The organism is Vibrio splendidus (genome assembly GCF_003345295.1).
Taxonomy (GTDB): domain Bacteria; phylum Pseudomonadota; class Gammaproteobacteria; order Enterobacterales; family Vibrionaceae; genus Vibrio; species Vibrio splendidus_K.
Genome location: NZ_CP031055.1, coordinates 1206833 through 1223160, shown reverse-complemented (window position 1 = coordinate 1223160; position 16328 = coordinate 1206833). Strand labels below are relative to the sequence as shown.

Sequence of the window (16328 nt, the reverse complement as noted above, 5' to 3'; positions counted from 1 at the left end):
CCGTTATAGAAAGCCATTGTAAAATGCAGTAATGAATACAAGGTAAATCAGTAACTCCATCAACTGTTGAGCGGCCCCCAAGCAGTCGCCGGTAAAGCCGCCAATTCGAGCCGTTAACCACTTTTTGAAACCAGTTCTGAACAGATAAGCGACGACAGATAAAACCAAAGCGAATTCAAGACCAACCCACAGGCTTGGCAGAACGCCAACAAGCAATAGAAAGACAAGTTCGCCCCTAGTTTGCTTATTGGCCAATGGCTTACTTTTACTGGTATCTAAATCGCTGACATAGGGCATGTCATAGATAAGTGACGCAGCAATTGCACGGCTAAAGGTATAACTGGTAACGATAACCATAAACAAGGCTGTCATGTTCACCAGTTCATTCAATAGCACCCACTTGCCAAGCAGAGCCATAGCCAGTGCAGACGCGCCATAAGTGCCAATTCGGCTGTCTTTCATAATGGTCAAACGGCGTTCTAAGGTCATGCCGCCGCCAATACCATCCGCCATATCGGTTAAGCCGTCTTCATGAAAAGCACCTGTGAGCATCAAGCTAAAACTCATCATCAAAAAGATCGCCACCGCACTCGGCAATATGGCATCAAGTAGCAAGAACACACCGCCACAAAGAACACCAAGTAACAAACCAACCGTTGAAAAGTAGCGCCCAGAACGATTCATTCGCTCTGATGAATAGGGCGTGTTCTTCGGCATTGGTAAGCGAGAAAAGAAACCCATCGCCAGCGCAAACAGCTCCCACTGATAAGTAACTCGGCCTTTCAACGATCTTTCTGATGCATCACTCATTAAACAGTGACTCCAGCACTTTCGAAGCTCGCCATGTTGTTATAGAACTCGGCTGCCGCACGAATAATGGGCATAGCTAGCGCAGCACCAGTGCCCTCACCTAGTCTCAATCCAAGATCGAGCAGAGGCTCAGCGTCTAGCTGTTCCAATAGAATTTTGTGCCCTGACTCTTCAGACCGATGAGCGAAGATCATGTAATCACGGCAACTCGGTTCAATTAAAGTCGCGACATACGCAGCGACTGACACGATAAAACCATCGACCAGTACAGGGGTCTTGTCTTGATAAGCGCCAAGGAAAGCACCGACCATTTGAACGATTTCATAACCGCCGACCTGAGCTAGTACCTCTTTAATATCTTTAACTTCTTTAAGGTCCAAGCCTTTGCAGCGAGCAACACCTTGCTCAACCACAGCCACTTTACGTGCAAGCTGTTCATTGTTGATGCCAGTGCCTAGGCCGACACACTCCGCTGCAGCACGATTCGATAATGCACTTAAGATCGCTGATGCGCTGCTGGTATTACCGATGCCCATTTCACCAAACATGATGATATTGGTGCCATTCGAAATGGTTCTAGATACAAGCTCTGTACCCAGTTCAATGCCACGTTCAACCGTTTCTAAACTCATTGCCGCTTCATTGGCAAAGTTATTGGTTCGCGTACCCAAGCGCTGAGAGATCAACATGTCACTGTCAGATTCCACAGGCAACAATATCCCCGTGTCGACTACCGTGATATCGATATTATTCACCGCACAGAAGCAATTGATCGCCGCGCCACCGCTTAAGAAGTTCAACACCATCTGCTGTGTCACGGCACTTGGAGCAATACTCACACCTTCATCTGCTATGCCATGGTCGCCAGCAAAAATGATAATACTTGGCTTGTTCAATTCGATATGTTCAACCGCGGCTTCTTTGCCTTGGCTTTGAATCAGAGCTAATTGATGTGCGACTTTTTCTAGTAGGCCAAGCGCACCGAGTGGCTTGGTTTTTTGGTCAATGCGATGTTGGATGGACTGTGAGTATTGGGTATCTAACATAGTTTTTAAAAACGCTTATTCTAGGTACGTTAATTTAGGATTGGCTATTTTGGGCGAGCAACAGAGAACACATTAGAAAGCGTCGCGTATTCACCACCACCAAGTCTCGACAGTGGATCCAATGCCAGCGCATCAATCTTAAGACGTTCACTCTCTTTATCGATCACGTCTTCGGCAATGTACACGGTTTCGACTTGAGCAAAGATAAGGCTTTGTGGCACCTCTCCAACTTCTTTTACTTCGTACAAGGTGCAGCCAAAAGCGACCGCGCACTCTTTTACTCTCGGTAAAGAAAAGCCCTCAAATTCAACCAGCTCAATATCATTCGCGGTGACTTCAGAATCACCATGATCGAGAGTGGCTGCTGTTGCTGTCATTGTTTCGGCAGAACTTGAAGAAGCAATGTGAATCACTAGCTTACCCGTTTCTAGGGCATTACGGGTGGTATCTTTGATTTCGCCCGATGGCTTCTTTCCGACCGACAACATCAGTAGCGGCGGATTGCTAGAAACAGGCGTGAAATAAGAGAAAGGCGCTAGGTTGTACTCTTGTTCAGAAGATTCCGTCAATGCCCATGCAATAGGCCTAGGCACAACAGTTTGTGTCATCAGGTGATAAACCTGAGTGGGAGCAAGAGTATCAAGCTTGAGGTTCATAGCACGTCCTTGGTCTATGTGAATTACGACTCAGTTTACGTGTTAAGCAATGCTGTATCTATGCCTAATCAACAGAAACCGTAGAGAGTGTTCTTAATTTAAACAGATCTCGCTGAGTTTTTCTCAAATTGACAATCAAATTGACGAATCCTAAAACACCTACAATACTGATAATAGATTTATCAATAACTTACATTTTGGCATCGTTTATGCTTTATCTAAAGTACTTGTTAATCTCTCCATTGATAAGTACCCATACAGTGAACACCCACAATACTGTCGCTACACAAAGAAAGACAATCGATTGAAAGACAAAACAGAACAACGATTTAGGAGGTGTAATGATTCCAAACTCAAGTAAAAGAAAACCAAATAAATCAAGTAAGAAAACCAGCAAAAAGGTAAGGAAAATCCCACTATCCTTCACCTAGAAAGCAGCAAAGTAAGTAACAAAGCCCGTCGCCCAGCGGGCTTTGTTATGTTTGACGCCGCATTTATATTTCACACCACAATTATGTTTCATACCGTACTAATGCTTCAGACCATGCTTATGCGTCAAGCCAAACTAAACCATCTCTTTTTCCATAAACAGGCGACTCCCCACACACTACTGACCACTCGTTTAACAAACTTTTATTCGCTTAAAATTCAAACACTGTTTATATTAAACAAGCACTTGTGGAGTGAATAAGGGATTAGAATGAGCATTGCTGGAGACAAAACATCGGTTGTTGTGGCTGGTGCAACAGGGCTAATTGGTCATCATGTGATGAGGCAGCTCATTGATGAGCCCGCGGTCGACAATATCTATGCGTTATCCCGAAGATCACTCCATGCACAATTTGACTCCAATAAACTCCACACACTCATTCATAATGACCTGCAAGTCACGAGTTGGGATGATACGAATGCGACGCCTAAACTTGGCGTTATCTGCTTAGGTACGACGAAGAAAAAGGCAGGGTCAAAAGAAGCACTTCGCAAAGTCGATGTTGAATTGGTTAGCCAGGTTGCACAGTCGATGAAGTTTCTTGGAGTACAACGCGTTGCCGTTGTTTCGAGCTATGGCGCTTCACCAGATTCTTATTCACACTACCTTCGTTGCAAAGGGCAAATGGAGCAAAACTTAAAACGTATTGGCTTCAAGCAGCTTTTCATCGCACGTCCGGGGCCGCTGGTTGGTGAACGTGATGAACCAAGAGCCGATGAAAAACTCCTGCAAAGCATCTTTCCTTTAGTCTCTCCCTTTATGTTTGGTCAGTTCAAAAACCTACGCCCTATTCAAGCGGAAGACGTCGCGAAGGCAATGTTGTTCCGATTATTCGAAAATAATTTTAAAAATACCGAAATTTACTCGTCAAGTGACATGCTCAATTTATTGGCAAAATATCGCTAAAAAGCTCACCTATTCATCACAATGTTGAATATCCACCCATCCCATTGAGTGGATATTACTAATCGTTCTAATAAATTACTTTTCCTTATTTTACGTTTTGTAACAGAACGTTATTTTAGCAGCAGTACTGACACCTATACATCTAGGTGCTTAATTGATTTAGAGTTATTCATAAGGAAAACAAATGTCATTTTCAGCTATCGCTGCCTTAGCGGTATTCACTGGTATCCTCTTTTTTCTCTACGGACAGCAGAAAAAAGAAAACACACTTTCTCGCCTCGTTTTACTTGGTTTAGTTTTTGGTAGTGCATTTGGTCTTGGTCTACAGCTGCTATTTGGTGAAGGCAATCCCATCATCAAAGAGACGCTAGACTGGGTAAACATCGTTGGTCGTGGTTACGTTGGATTGCTTAAAATGGTAATCATGCCATTAGTCTTGGTTTCAATGATTGCGGCTGTAGTGAAGCTTGAAAAAGGCGGTTCACTGGGCAAGATTTCTGGTATCACTATTTCAGTATTACTCGCCACAACAGCGATCTCTGCGATTGTTGGTATTGCAGTGGCGCAAGCATTCGGCCTTTCTGCTGAAGGCTTAACAGAGGGCGCTCGTGAAACAGCTCGTATTGCAACACTAGAAAGCCGCATGGGAAGTGTTTCAGACCTAACCATTCCACAAATGCTGGTTAGTTTCATTCCGACCAACCCGTTTGCAGATCTAACGGGCGCTCGCTCTACGTCTATCATTGCGGTTGTTATCTTCGGCGTTCTAACAGGTATTGCTGCTCGTAAAGTAATGGCTGAGAAAGAAGAGCTAGAATCACCGATCCGTACTTTCGTTGACGCTGCGCAATCTATCGTTATGCGCTTAGTTAAGATGATCATGGCACTCACGCCATACGGCATCGCTGCGTTAATGGCGAAAGTTGTAGCAACATCAAGTGCTTCTGACATCCTAAGCTTACTGGGTTTCATCGTTGCTTCTTACGTCGCAATCATCCTGATGTTTGTTGTCCACGGTGTGTTGGTCTCTTTTGTTGGTGTAAACCCGAAAGAGTACTTCCAAAAAATCTGGCCGGTCCTAACGTTCGCTTTCACTTCACGTAGTTCTGCTGCAACGATTCCACTGAACGTTGAAGCTCAAATCACTAAGCTAAATGTGCCACCAGCGATTGCTAACCTATCTGCTACTTTCGGTGCGACGATTGGTCAGAATGGTTGTGCGGGTATCTACCCTGCAATGCTAGCAGTCATGGTTGCGCCTACGGTTGGTATCGACCCAATGGACATCAACTTCATTCTGTCTCTAATTGCTATCATTACAGTGAGCTCATTCGGTATCGCGGGTGTGGGTGGCGGTGCAACATTCGCGGCACTTATCGTGCTACCCGCTATGGGGCTTCCAGTAACGATTGCAGCACTGCTTATCTCTATCGAACCACTTATCGATATGGCACGTACAGCGCTTAACGTATCTGGTGCAATGACAGCCGGTACGATCACAAGTCGCCTATTGGGTAAGAAAGACAAGCAACAGGATCTAGAACAAGCGAACGCTTAATGGATTCAATTGATTCAATTGATTCATTAACTTGAGTCTCTTTAAACAAAAAAACCGATGCACATGCATCGGTTTTTTATTATCTGTTGTATCTAGCTTCAGTTACTTCACAAGCAACAGCGCTTAGAGCACTCGTTCGATCACTTTTTCGGCGAGCGCTTCATCGTCATCTTCACTCAATCCGCTGATGCCAATTGCGCCAATCACCTGCCCCTTTATCTCAATGGGAACACCGCCCTTAAAGCCAGTGATCTTTGAGTCGGTCCAGTAACTTAAGTCTTTACCGGTTTCTCTCGCCCAAGCGCCTAAGTTACCGCTTGGCTGTCTGTCTCTTGCAGATGTATAAGCTTTGTTCTGTGCTAACAATCCGGCTTGTACGCTCACATTATCCATGCGAATAAACGCCAATAACTCTCCGTGCGTATCACACACGCTCACCGCAATTGCTTGTTGATTATGCTCGGCAATATTGAGAGCGTTAGACACCAATTGTTGTGCGATCTTTTGATTCAACATGTTCATTCCTTATGGCAGTGCTTGACCACGTGAGTACACGTATAGGTTGTACCATTCTTCACGAGACAGGTTTATCTGAGTAGCTACTGATGAAGCTTTGATTCGCTCTAGGTTTGTTGTGCCAATAACAGGTTGGATACGAGCAGGGTGACGAAGCAAAAATGCCAACACAATCGCTTCACTTTCTACCCCATATTGGTTCGCTAACTGAGCCACGTAGTGCGCCGTCTTTTTCACGTTTTCATGTTCTGAATACAAACCTTGCTCAGCAAATCGACCTTGTGCCAAACAGCCCCAAGCTTGCAGTTGGATGTTATTCATTTGGCAATGTTCTAGTGTGCCTGTGGCGAAATCTGATTGATGATGCCCTTGCGAGTTAATCATCACCCCATCATTCAACCAATCCAGCTTGGCTAAGCTCATCTCAACTTGATTCGCGACAATGGGCTGCCCGAGCGTAGATTGTAGGTACTGAATTTGATGGCTGTTCATGTTCGACACACCAAAGAAATCGACCTTACCTTGCGCTTTTAAGTGCTCTAACGCTCTTGCCAGCTCATCGAGTTCCATCAAAGGATCAGGGCGATGTAATAACAGCACATCGAGTTTTTCTGTATGCAAACGATTCAAGATGCCGTCTACCGATTGACCAACCCAATCAGCCGAGAAATCATAACGACCAACATTCCCCTCGCCTTCAAAACGAATCCCACACTTAGATTGAATGAACATCTGATCACGTAATTCAGGAGCTTGCTGTAATACTTGACCAAAGGCTTGCTCAGCTTTGCTGAAGGTATAGATGTCCGCATGGTCGAATAAATTAATACCCGATTCTAATGCTGTGTCGATTACGCTTCGTGTTTGAGCAACATCCGCACTTGTCACTAGATTATCATTCCAGCCACCACCTAACCCCATGCAGCCATAGGCAACTTGGCCAACATTCGGCAAATAATTTGATAACGGGATACTCTTTTTCTCATTCGTTTTGTTTGTAGATTCAATGCTGTTCGTCATATCGATTCTCGCTTAGAAGATTTGCTGACCAGAAATATGCTTCTATCATATTGTTCTTTTAAGAAAACAGAATATGCTAGTTACGAAATGATTGTTTGATATGACGAACAATAGATAGGTAGGAACGCGCAAATGAACGAACACAAAAGAATAGAACGACTGATCCTGTTTGTAGAACTTGCTCAGCAACTCAACTTTACCAAGGCAGCCGAAAAGCTCGGTATCTCTAAGAGCTACCTTTCTGAGCAGATCAAACGTTTAGAGAACGACTTACAGTGCCCGCTTTTGGTCAGAACCACACGCAGTGTTCGTTTAACCCAAGAAGGCGACCGCGCGTTACAACAAGGCTTAACGATTCGCTCGCAAGTCTTACAGCTTGAACGCAGCGTTTCGGAGCAACATGACATCGTAAAAGGTCTATTACGCCTCACTGCGCCAAAGATGTTTACTGAGGTATATCTATTCGATATCTGCCAACAGTTTAGGCAACAATACCCTGAGATCCGCTTCGAGATAAACAGTAGCTACACCAACTTTAATCTCAACCAAGATGATATCGATATCGCGTTTCGCGCCACCAATACGCCACCTGACAACATGGTGGCGAAACACTTGATTAGCTATCAGCATGATTTAGTCGCGACTCCCGGCTATCTTGATCAGTTTGGCCGCCCCAACAATGCCAACGACTTAAATGACCATCAATGCTTAGCAACGCTGCACCAAACCGAGTGGCCTTTAAAATCGGCAAATATTGATGTGTCCGGCTGGCTTTCAAGTAATGACAACCACTTACTTAAGCAACAAGCTATGGCTGGCAGTGGCATCATCCGTATCGCAAGTTATTACGTCGCAAAAGAGGTCGAGCTTGGAGAATTAGAGCAAGTGCTGCTTGATGAATGCCTGCAACAAGGCAACAGTATTTACCTTTTTTATCCGCAAGTTATTTATCCTGCAAAGAAACACCAAGTGTTCGTTAAATTTGTTCAGCATTACTTTGAAAACTTGAGAGCTTTATAATTTGGTAGTTTGGTAGTTTGGTAGTTTGGTAGTTTGGTAGTTTGGTAGTTTAAGAATACGAGAGCTGAGTTAACGAGTTGAAGAAATGGCAACCGATGAACATATAAATTATATAACACAAAATAAGGTTTAATTAACTTTCTTGATTTATATACCTATATTTAGAATGGGATTATCGAACAATAATAAAGCGATTTTTTTCGAATGCTCTCATCGATGATTGTTCTTGATAGAAAGAAATCGTGCATTTGTTCAATAATACAATGAGTTATCTATGAATGATTAACATAACTGATATATGATGCACCGCTTCAGTATGTCACATCATCTTGGCACCAGTTCGATAACAGGATCCTCATGAGCTTTATTATATTATTACTTCTTCTGCTATTCGTAGGCTTTACACGTTTACTTCAGTGGCGAAAAACCTCTCTGTTTTTATCTCTTGTTCTTATATCGTCATTTGTGTTGATTGGTTCAGGCTTAATTCCTCGTTACTTACTGAACGACCTACAAACTGATTACGAAAGTAAGCCTGATATCCAATGGTCTGGCAATAACGCTATTGTTCTTCTGGGCGCGGGAACGCAGTTAATTAAAAGCACGCAAGAGTTCGAGCCAGCCTTTTTCTCTTTCGGCAGAATCAACGAAGCGGCAAGCCAATATAAAGATTGCGCCAAAACCCAAACCACATGCACAGTTATCATCAGTGGTGGCGATGCACAAAATAATGGTGTAACTGAAGCAGAAGTTTATCAACAACAATTGCTGAGACTTGGCGTTCCAATACGTGACATCATTCAAGAGCCAAATAGCGTAAACACTTGGAAGAATGCACAGCTCACTAGTGACCTAATGAAGCATCATAAATTCGATAACATTGTGTTAGTTTCGTCTGGCCTGCATATTCGTCGCAGCGAGCTCTACTTCAACCACTTCGGCTTAAATGTTATTCCAGTAAGAGCCGATTATATGGCAGCTCAAGTTTCGTGGTTGCCACTATGGTACAACTTTGCGGTCACAGATTTTGCTTTGCATGAACAGATAGGCTTTGCTCGTTACAACATCTACAACTTTATGGGTTGGAACAGTAAACGCGAACAGCCAGGTGATGCTTAAACACGTTCAATTGAGTTAACTAGAGCCATATAAAACAAAGATGCAGCAACAACCGAAAGGTTATTGGCTGCATTTTTTGATCCTGCCTATCACAACACCATTTCTTATTCTCATTTACGTCTGTTCTTGCCGTTCGGCAACCATTCCTGCTAGCTAATCACTCAGCCAATTTTCCAAATAGCAGGCTACGAAAATATAAACGTTCAACAATCAACCACCTAATATTTTGATAGTTGAAACTAATTGAAAACAATCGCAATAATCCTTTATAAAACAACAATCCAATCAACATAACCAATTGATAATTATAAGTATTTATTTTCAATTCATTTCAGTATTTTTGGCATTGTTTTATATGACAGAGTACACCCCGCTAGTAACCCTCGGCTTTAAATAATATCAATAAAATCTAATAACTCGATTCTAATAAAAATAGCCAAATAATGGCATTTAGGAACTTATTAATGATTAACGTCAGTAGAACCATTCTATTTAGCACTGCCCTATCGGTAATCTCTTTTACTGCTCATGCGAAGATATACTCAGACCAAATCGTCTTAGATAAACTTGGAGAAGATATCTGTCGTTTCGACTATCGCGCTCTCAACAATTCAGAAGCTCAAGAACATAAAACAGCACTGATATCCCGTATGAATGTTTGGGACGTTGTTGGCCTTCAGCATGATTGGGTGATCATGGGCTCCGGCTACCATGGCCTCATTAAACCAGGTCAACCAAGCGATAGCACTTGGTGCTACCCCAATACACCAGAAGCGGGCTTGCCATACTACGAAGCACAAGCTATCCAAGAGAATAGTAACCTTGAAGTTCAACGAGCTTTAGTCAATGACGACACGAACTTTATCAGGCCGCTAAGTTACTTGGCTCATAGTCTTGGTTACGCTTGGGTTAGCGGCAATAACGGGCGTTACGTCGGTCAAGATATGGCAATAAAACCGCTTAACAATGGTTGGGAGATCAAAGGGAATAACAATGGAAGCTGTACCGGTGAGCGTTGTAATGAGAAGACAACCATCACTGTCGATAACTTCTCTTACGTACTCGATAACACTGCGTTTTGGCACGGCTCGGTAGAAGAAACTAACCAAGAGCTGGTCAACACCCTTACAGCTTATGCTATTAACAAGACTGATCAGCCGAAACAAATCGTCGTTGACCTTCATTTTAAGCAATCAACACAATGGAGTAAAACACAGCGCTTCGACCTTGCTGATTCAGTCGCCATTGATGAGACCTTTCATTGGCCGCAAGTTCGAAAAACAGAGGTAAGAGTCATGCTAGAAGAAGGCCAGCGTTTCTCTGATACCAACAGTGGCTCTCGCTTTGAGCCGACTGACCTACAAGCCATCATCACTGTACCAGCGAACTCAGTACTTCCCTTTCAGGTTGAGTTCTTGCGCTCTACCATTTCATACCCATACCGTATCAAAACGAGCATGAGTTACGACGTGAACTTCACAGGTTTCCTCCGTTATAGCGGCAATGCGCTAAGCTCCCACCCAACAAACCGCCCTACTGTCTCGCACACCTTTACGATGGGCACCAACAGCGAAAAGCAAGCCAATATTCGCTACCAATGGGACCATCGCTATATACCTGGTGAAATGAAATGGTGGGACTGGAGTTGGGCAATCAACACAAATGGGCTGAGTAGCATGCAATATGCCGCAGGTGCCAGTGTGCGTCCGTTCTACTCTCACGTGTCTGGTCAATTCAGTGCTGCATCTCAATATTCAGGGATGATAGATATCGGCGCTGAGCATTCTGTTGATTCATTCGATACAACGACGTTCAACAATCACGAAACCTACTACGCGGGTGATATTAAAATAGTGACTGATTTCAACCCTGACACTTTCGCTCAACTTGGGTATCTAGATGCTCAACTTGTGATTAACCCTGTGCAGCAGTAAGCAAACTCATATTCCCCAATCTAGGTTCACCACACTGGTGGTGAGCTTTTTGCAACCCCTCAATCAAAAAAGCCAAAACACTCCTGCGTATCGGCACCCAAACGAGGCTCTTGTTTATGGGTGAACCTTTATCTCGATAAATACGGCCAGCTATTCACTCCAAGAAAAAGTTAACTATGAAAAACAAAAACACGTTATGGCGGTTTGTCGCCATACTATACAGCCCCATGTCAGCCGCGCTTTGCTTAAGCAATGGAGTTCAGGATACCCAATCACTAGACGCAATAAACAATGACCGTGCCTCTTTATGGTCTCGAAATGAGCTTTATTTGGAACCACAGTTTGGTACTGCGTTAGGCGAACTTGAACACGATGCGCACACGCAATCTTTCACATCAGCATGGCCACAAACAGAAAAAGCGTTGGCTAACGTCCCACAAACATTCGAAAGCTCGTTGAGCCAAGAAAGCCTAATCAATCGGTTGGGTCAGGCCGGTTCTTCTACTTTGGAAGTCTTAGGGCCAATCGGAGATGCTGTTGCGGTGGGCTTTTGGGTCGACAACATGGTCCAAACATTCTCTCAAGAATCTTCGACTCAACTCGACAAAACGGCTTCTATTTTTTCTCTCATTCCTCTAGTTGGTGATGAGCTAAACCTATTATCGAATGACATTAAGTACTTCTCAGCCAAAGAAAAAATCACCGAATTTGAAAACCAATCGCATTACGTGTTTACCAACCACTCATCAGAATTTTCTCGTTTCCATCATTCAAAACAAGATGCCATCGAACTCATCAATAAATACGACGATCATGTCAAGCTCACTGCCTCTATGTATATAGATAACCTACTTCTTGAAGCAGACACTGAGTATCGCCGGTTAGCTTCAGCGTATGACAGGCAGTTATCTAAACAAATGGCACGAATTGATTTAGAACTGTTGAAGTCAATCGGACATGTTTCCCCTAATTCAAATCTACACCAGCCGCTATGCCAAAATGCTCAAGACTCTTTAACAGCGCTCGAACGCTGTATTCGCATTGAAGGACCAGCACGCATCGATGATCTGATTAATAAACTGAACGCAGATGACTATAACGAGCTCGCTTTGAATATACATAGCAAGAAAAAAGAACTTGTTGAAATTGCTTTGCGCCGACTATCCACACATAGAGAGAACACAATTAAACGGCTCATAGAAAGGTCAAAGCCTCACGTGGTATCGATCATTACACACAGCAAAATCAACCGAAGTATATTGGAATTTCAAGTAAGGCAAAGTGGATTGAGAGAGTATGCGAAAGAAATGTGGGATATCGATTACCTGAGCGAGGAACAACTCAGTACAGCAACTGTAGAAGTCCGCCCCGCAAGAACTTGCTGGGGTGTTCCTTCCATTGCCCCAGGCGGTATTCAAGCTTCTCTAGATGCATGTAAAGACTCTGGTCCATTGTACGATACTTACCACCCTAAAAAGGATCCTGAGTTATCCGAATTGTTGCTAAAAAAGGTAGAATTTAATGTCGAACAGCATATTGCATCGAGGGTTGTTAATGGTTGGCCAGTAGGCTTATTTAGAACTCAGCTGATCAACACCGCTAGCGCTTATATATCTGGCCAGTCCTCGAATAAACTATTTGAAGAGCTAGTGTCCGAGTTAGCGAACATCCAGATTCTTAGCTACCAAACGCCTTTCAGCGAATACTTAGATAGCAAAGGAATTGACAGCTCTGATCCAAATGTTCGTAAAAGTTGGTATGAGATTAGCCGTTGGTATGAACTGCTGCTAACAGAGCGACCGAGCGGCGGAGTGTTAGATAAAATCAAACAATATGAAATTTTTAAACATTTTATTCAACCTCAATTCAAGCTCGCTATTTCAATGTCTTACATCCGCTCTCTCAATTACTCGTTACCGTATCCAAGTGTATACTCTGCAGCAAACCTTAGGTTTTATGCCCCTAAAATGGCAGACATACTCGATGACGTGATGTCGCAGCCAAGCACTAACTTTGATCAAAACTTTCAAAGCGCTATTGAAAGCATCATTGAAAAGGCAATGAAGACGACGAATGCCAACCAACTTCAATATTTATTAGGCGACCTTTCGCTCTATCTACAAATCGCGCAACATCAGCTGTCAGAATTCAATGTATCTCCTAACAGTCAACATCAACTGTTCAACAGCACGCTTTCCCCTCTGCACCTGAGCTACCTTTCCGATGAGCATCAAGATGAACTGGGACAACAAGTAGGCTATGTATCTTCACATGCCCTCTGGACCCAACTCGCGAACATAAAAATAGCGTTGAGCCAAGGAAATCTCGAGTCTGCGATTGGGCAGCTTGGGTTAATCATTAAACAAGAAGAATTCACCATGCTCCCACATCTCAACCATCTGCTCCTGAAAGAACTCGAAGATTGGATTGAATTACAAATCGCATTAGAGGAATAAGCCAATGAAAAATAGAATGTTCTTAACGCTTTCAGTACTTTTAATGCTTGTTGACCCAATGAGTGTATATGCTGGAAAAGGCTCAGAATTCGGCCTCTTTTATGACGCTCCGGATGGCGTAAAAGTGATTGCTGGGTACAACTCAGACACCCACGGTAAACTTTATCGCATGTCTAGAAACCTCTACGTACAAACAAAGAGTGACGCATACCTTGCAGATATAAGCGTGTTAGTCCGCAAGCTACAGTTGTCACAAACTGGACGAGAAATTTTACGACAAATCGCTACCTACGTTCCGGTCAATGCGCCTCACGACGATGTTGAACCATTAATTGAACATACAATGGGGATCGACCACTCTAATACTACGGTTGTCACTGTGATAAGAGAACCAGAAGGACCAGGAAGACTCTTTGAGACGATACCCTCTATATTTGAAGATCAACAAAAGGCCTCGCTAGCTTGGCAGCGACAGTTTAATGGTAAGGGGGTCTCGAATACGGTTTACTTCTCCACCACGGAGATGGTCAATATTCCAGGAACAGAGACACCGTTTGATCAAACCGTCGCATTAGGGCATGAACTCATTCATGCGAGAGACTTCTCTTCTGGTGCCGTACCTCAAGGTAATGCGCCTCTGTCTCACCGTCACCCAGACACCAATAAAGCGACAGAGTATGTGATTCCAAATTATGAATATCAGACCACAGGAATTACTCACTACAACAATGCTGAACACGGTCGAGATCCCGTTACGGAAATCAGTAGTGCCAGGCAGTCAATCATCCACCTTCGTGAAGAGATGTACTTCCAATGGAAAGCGCTAGGACAAGAAAAACCTAAGGCGTATTTAAAGAATGAAAAGATCGTGAGTGAATTTCATTTGGCTGACGATTTTGGAAAAGCAAAAAGAAATACTTATTGGCCGAAAGAGCACTACGACTACAAGCCATATACGCTTGAAACAAGACCATCCGCAACACCTCAGCATGCACCGAACTGGGATACTGTAGAAGGGAAAATGGCACATATCGAAGTTAGACAAGTACTAAAGAAATCGATAAGTGAAGGTAACAAACCTGCGATTGTTATCGTTGATGCTACCGAACAACGCTTATCTCAAAGCTTGCAAAATTCACCAGCGCTAACACGCAGAGGACTCGGAAACCAAAGTTCAATTCTGAAATACGCTGCTCAAAACGATATTAAAGTGGTCAATATTTATAGCAAGCAGAATGAGACCCCACTTAGCTCCTTAAAGAAACGTAAAAAGAGCCTTCTTTATCGTTCAATTTCAGGCAAACAGACAGACGCAGACCAAGGTTACAGTGATGTTCAATACAGCAAAGACAATGAAAGCACGTTAGTCTCAGCGCTTGAGGAAAATGATGAAGTTTTGGTCATGGCCTACTCCGATGGGAAAGTGACAACTAATGTAATCGATAGCCTATCTGAAAGCATGGATAAACAAGTGGTTGTATCCAGATACGCTAACTTAGATTATCAACCTTCAAATCTCAGTGCAGAAGAAAGTACCGCCTGGAAGGCACTTAGCAACAAAGAGAATGTGAAAATGCTAGGTGGAGGTAGCCGCTCTCGCTTCAATATATGTAGCATCCAATAAACAGCATTGTCGAACACGAAGCACCTTATATCGCTGCTCCTTTCTGTGGCCAAGCACAGCAACAAGTAGCGAGGTTATGACAAATAAACCCGCTACTTGACTTAAAAATGAAATCACAACGAAACAAAAGTTTGAGTTAATGGAGTCGGTTATACACTGGGATTCCATCAGGAGGATCTATGAAACATTGCCCATCTTGTTCAACTGAACTGGTCGCAAGAGACGATGTACAAATTTGCCCACGCAATGAAATCGGCGACTGCTATTTTGATGGCTATGAGCAATATCAGCTCGAATATCATCAACTTAAAAACAACCAACAAGACTCAACTTTCGACATCGCAGACATTGTTGCCGATTAGCTGGCCAAAGCCTTAGTAGGTAACCTACCTACTTACCTACTTGGCTACTTGGCTACTTGGCTACTTAGCTACTTAGCTACTTACCAGTAAAGCGGTCGTAAGTGAGACACCGGCAATGAATTATTTCTCAAATATAGAGACATGACCGGTTCAGATGAGCCCGTAAATAATTCTATGCAGTTGCCAACATTGAAAAAGCCCCGATGTAAGACACGTCGGGGCTTTTAATACTTCTTCACGCCACAAGTAATTGACGAATTAGATAGTGATTTAGTCGAGGACTACCACATTAGATCATCTGGGATCACGAAGTCTTTGTACGGATCATCTTCGTCTACTTCATCAGAGCTTGAAGCTTGAGTATCAACGATAGATTCTTCGTCACGCATCGCGATCTTGTTCGCTACCGCAGTAGGAATAACAACATAGCTTTCGCCTTGACGCGCGATACTTAGAATACCTTTACTTAGTTGCTTTTGAGTCAGGTCTTCTACGTAAAGGTATTTAACTAGCGTACCATCGGTGAAGTTGTATTTGATCTCACCGTTCTTCTGTTCGATCTTGTTCATCTCAATCAGTTGCTTCACTTGAGCTTTAATTTCTTTGCTCAACTGCTGTTCTTTCAACTGTTGGTTTAACTCTTTGTCTTTCGCTTGCTGCGCCAGTTTAGTTTCTTCTGCTGCCGCTTTTGCTTCACGAGACTGAACGCGAGACTTTTTAGAGCCCTTCTTCGCCTTCTTTAATTTTTTCTCATTTACCAAGCCAGCTTTAAGCATTTGCTCTTGGAGTGTTAACTTTGCCATGACTTTCC

At 43.3% G+C, this 16328-nt stretch carries 14 protein-coding genes; 8 read left to right on the top strand and 6 right to left on the bottom strand.

Annotated features, from left to right (window positions below; all coding sequences use genetic code 11):
• Positions 1 to 3 precede the first annotated feature (3 nt).
• From DUN60_RS05445 to DUN60_RS05435, 3 genes are read right to left on the bottom strand one after another with little or no spacing between them, the layout of a single operon-like run.
• Positions 4 to 810, bottom strand: coding sequence for an adenosylcobinamide-GDP ribazoletransferase (locus tag DUN60_RS05445; RefSeq protein ID WP_114633401.1), 807 nt, complete (start codon positions 808 to 810; stop codon positions 4 to 6).
• The gene (cobT, locus tag DUN60_RS05440) at positions 810 to 1856 is read right to left on the bottom strand and encodes a nicotinate-nucleotide--dimethylbenzimidazole phosphoribosyltransferase (RefSeq protein ID WP_114633400.1); all 1047 of its coding nucleotides are present in this window, start codon (positions 1854 to 1856) and stop codon (positions 810 to 812) included. The genes DUN60_RS05445 and cobT overlap by 1 nt, the downstream gene beginning before the upstream one ends.
• 44 nt (positions 1857 to 1900) lie before the next feature.
• On the bottom strand, positions 1901 to 2512 hold the full coding sequence (locus DUN60_RS05435; protein WP_114633399.1) for a flavin reductase family protein: 612 nt from the start codon (positions 2510 to 2512) through the stop codon (positions 1901 to 1903).
• A 700-nt stretch (positions 2513 to 3212) separates the two neighbouring features.
• On the opposite strand from DUN60_RS05435, the gene DUN60_RS05425 reads away from it, so the two are divergent.
• Both DUN60_RS05425 and DUN60_RS05420 read left to right on the top strand, forming a co-directional pair.
• Entirely contained in the window at positions 3213 to 3908 is a 696-nt protein-coding gene (locus tag DUN60_RS05425; RefSeq protein ID WP_054546449.1) for an NAD-dependent epimerase/dehydratase family protein, read from the top strand.
• 184 nt (positions 3909 to 4092) lie between these two features.
• Positions 4093 to 5466 (top strand): L-cystine transporter, encoded by a 1374-nt coding sequence (locus tag DUN60_RS05420; protein ID WP_017077997.1) that lies wholly within the window; start codon positions 4093 to 4095, stop codon positions 5464 to 5466.
• Positions 5467 to 5589: 123 nt separating this feature from the next.
• Here the strand turns inward: DUN60_RS05420 and DUN60_RS05415 are convergent, their stop codons facing one another.
• Both DUN60_RS05415 and DUN60_RS05410 read right to left on the bottom strand, forming a co-directional pair.
• Positions 5590 to 5982, bottom strand: a complete 393-nt coding sequence (locus tag DUN60_RS05415; protein ID WP_114633397.1) for a GlcG/HbpS family heme-binding protein — start codon at positions 5980 to 5982, stop codon at positions 5590 to 5592.
• A 9-nt stretch (positions 5983 to 5991) separates the two neighbouring features.
• Positions 5992 to 7002 carry an aldo/keto reductase gene (locus DUN60_RS05410; RefSeq protein ID WP_114633396.1) on the bottom strand — a complete coding sequence of 337 codons (1011 nt, stop codon included), beginning with the start codon at positions 7000 to 7002 and terminating at the stop codon, positions 5992 to 5994.
• Positions 7003 to 7134: 132 nt separating this feature from the next.
• Between DUN60_RS05410 and DUN60_RS05405 the strand changes: the two genes are divergently transcribed.
• From DUN60_RS05405 to DUN60_RS05380, 6 genes are all read left to right on the top strand, one after another.
• A complete protein-coding gene (locus DUN60_RS05405) occupies positions 7135 to 8022 on the top strand; it encodes a LysR family transcriptional regulator (protein ID WP_114633395.1) in 888 nt (295 codons plus the stop codon).
• A gap of 357 nt (positions 8023 to 8379) precedes the next feature.
• A complete protein-coding gene (locus tag DUN60_RS05400; protein WP_114633394.1) occupies positions 8380 to 9141 on the top strand; it encodes a YdcF family protein in 762 nt (253 codons plus the stop codon).
• Positions 9142 to 9605: 464 nt separating this feature from the next.
• Positions 9606 to 11075: an aerolysin family beta-barrel pore-forming toxin gene (locus DUN60_RS05395; RefSeq protein WP_114633393.1), complete on the top strand. Its 1470-nt coding sequence runs from the start codon at positions 9606 to 9608 to the stop codon at positions 11073 to 11075.
• 176 nt (positions 11076 to 11251) lie between these two features.
• Positions 11252 to 13531, top strand: coding sequence for a hypothetical protein (locus DUN60_RS05390; RefSeq protein ID WP_167409359.1), 2280 nt, complete (start codon positions 11252 to 11254; stop codon positions 13529 to 13531).
• Between the two features lie 4 nt (positions 13532 to 13535).
• Positions 13536 to 15155: a M91 family zinc metallopeptidase gene (locus DUN60_RS05385; RefSeq protein WP_114633391.1), complete on the top strand. Its 1620-nt coding sequence runs from the start codon at positions 13536 to 13538 to the stop codon at positions 15153 to 15155.
• 179 nt (positions 15156 to 15334) lie between these two features.
• The gene (locus tag DUN60_RS05380) at positions 15335 to 15517 is read left to right on the top strand and encodes a hypothetical protein (RefSeq protein WP_017077989.1); all 183 of its coding nucleotides are present in this window, start codon (positions 15335 to 15337) and stop codon (positions 15515 to 15517) included.
• A gap of 281 nt (positions 15518 to 15798) precedes the next feature.
• On the opposite strand, the gene DUN60_RS05375 is transcribed toward DUN60_RS05380, so the two are convergent.
• A complete protein-coding gene (locus DUN60_RS05375; RefSeq protein ID WP_004734880.1) occupies positions 15799 to 16320 on the bottom strand; it encodes a DUF2058 domain-containing protein in 522 nt (173 codons plus the stop codon).
• Positions 16321 to 16328: the final 8 nt, after the last annotated feature.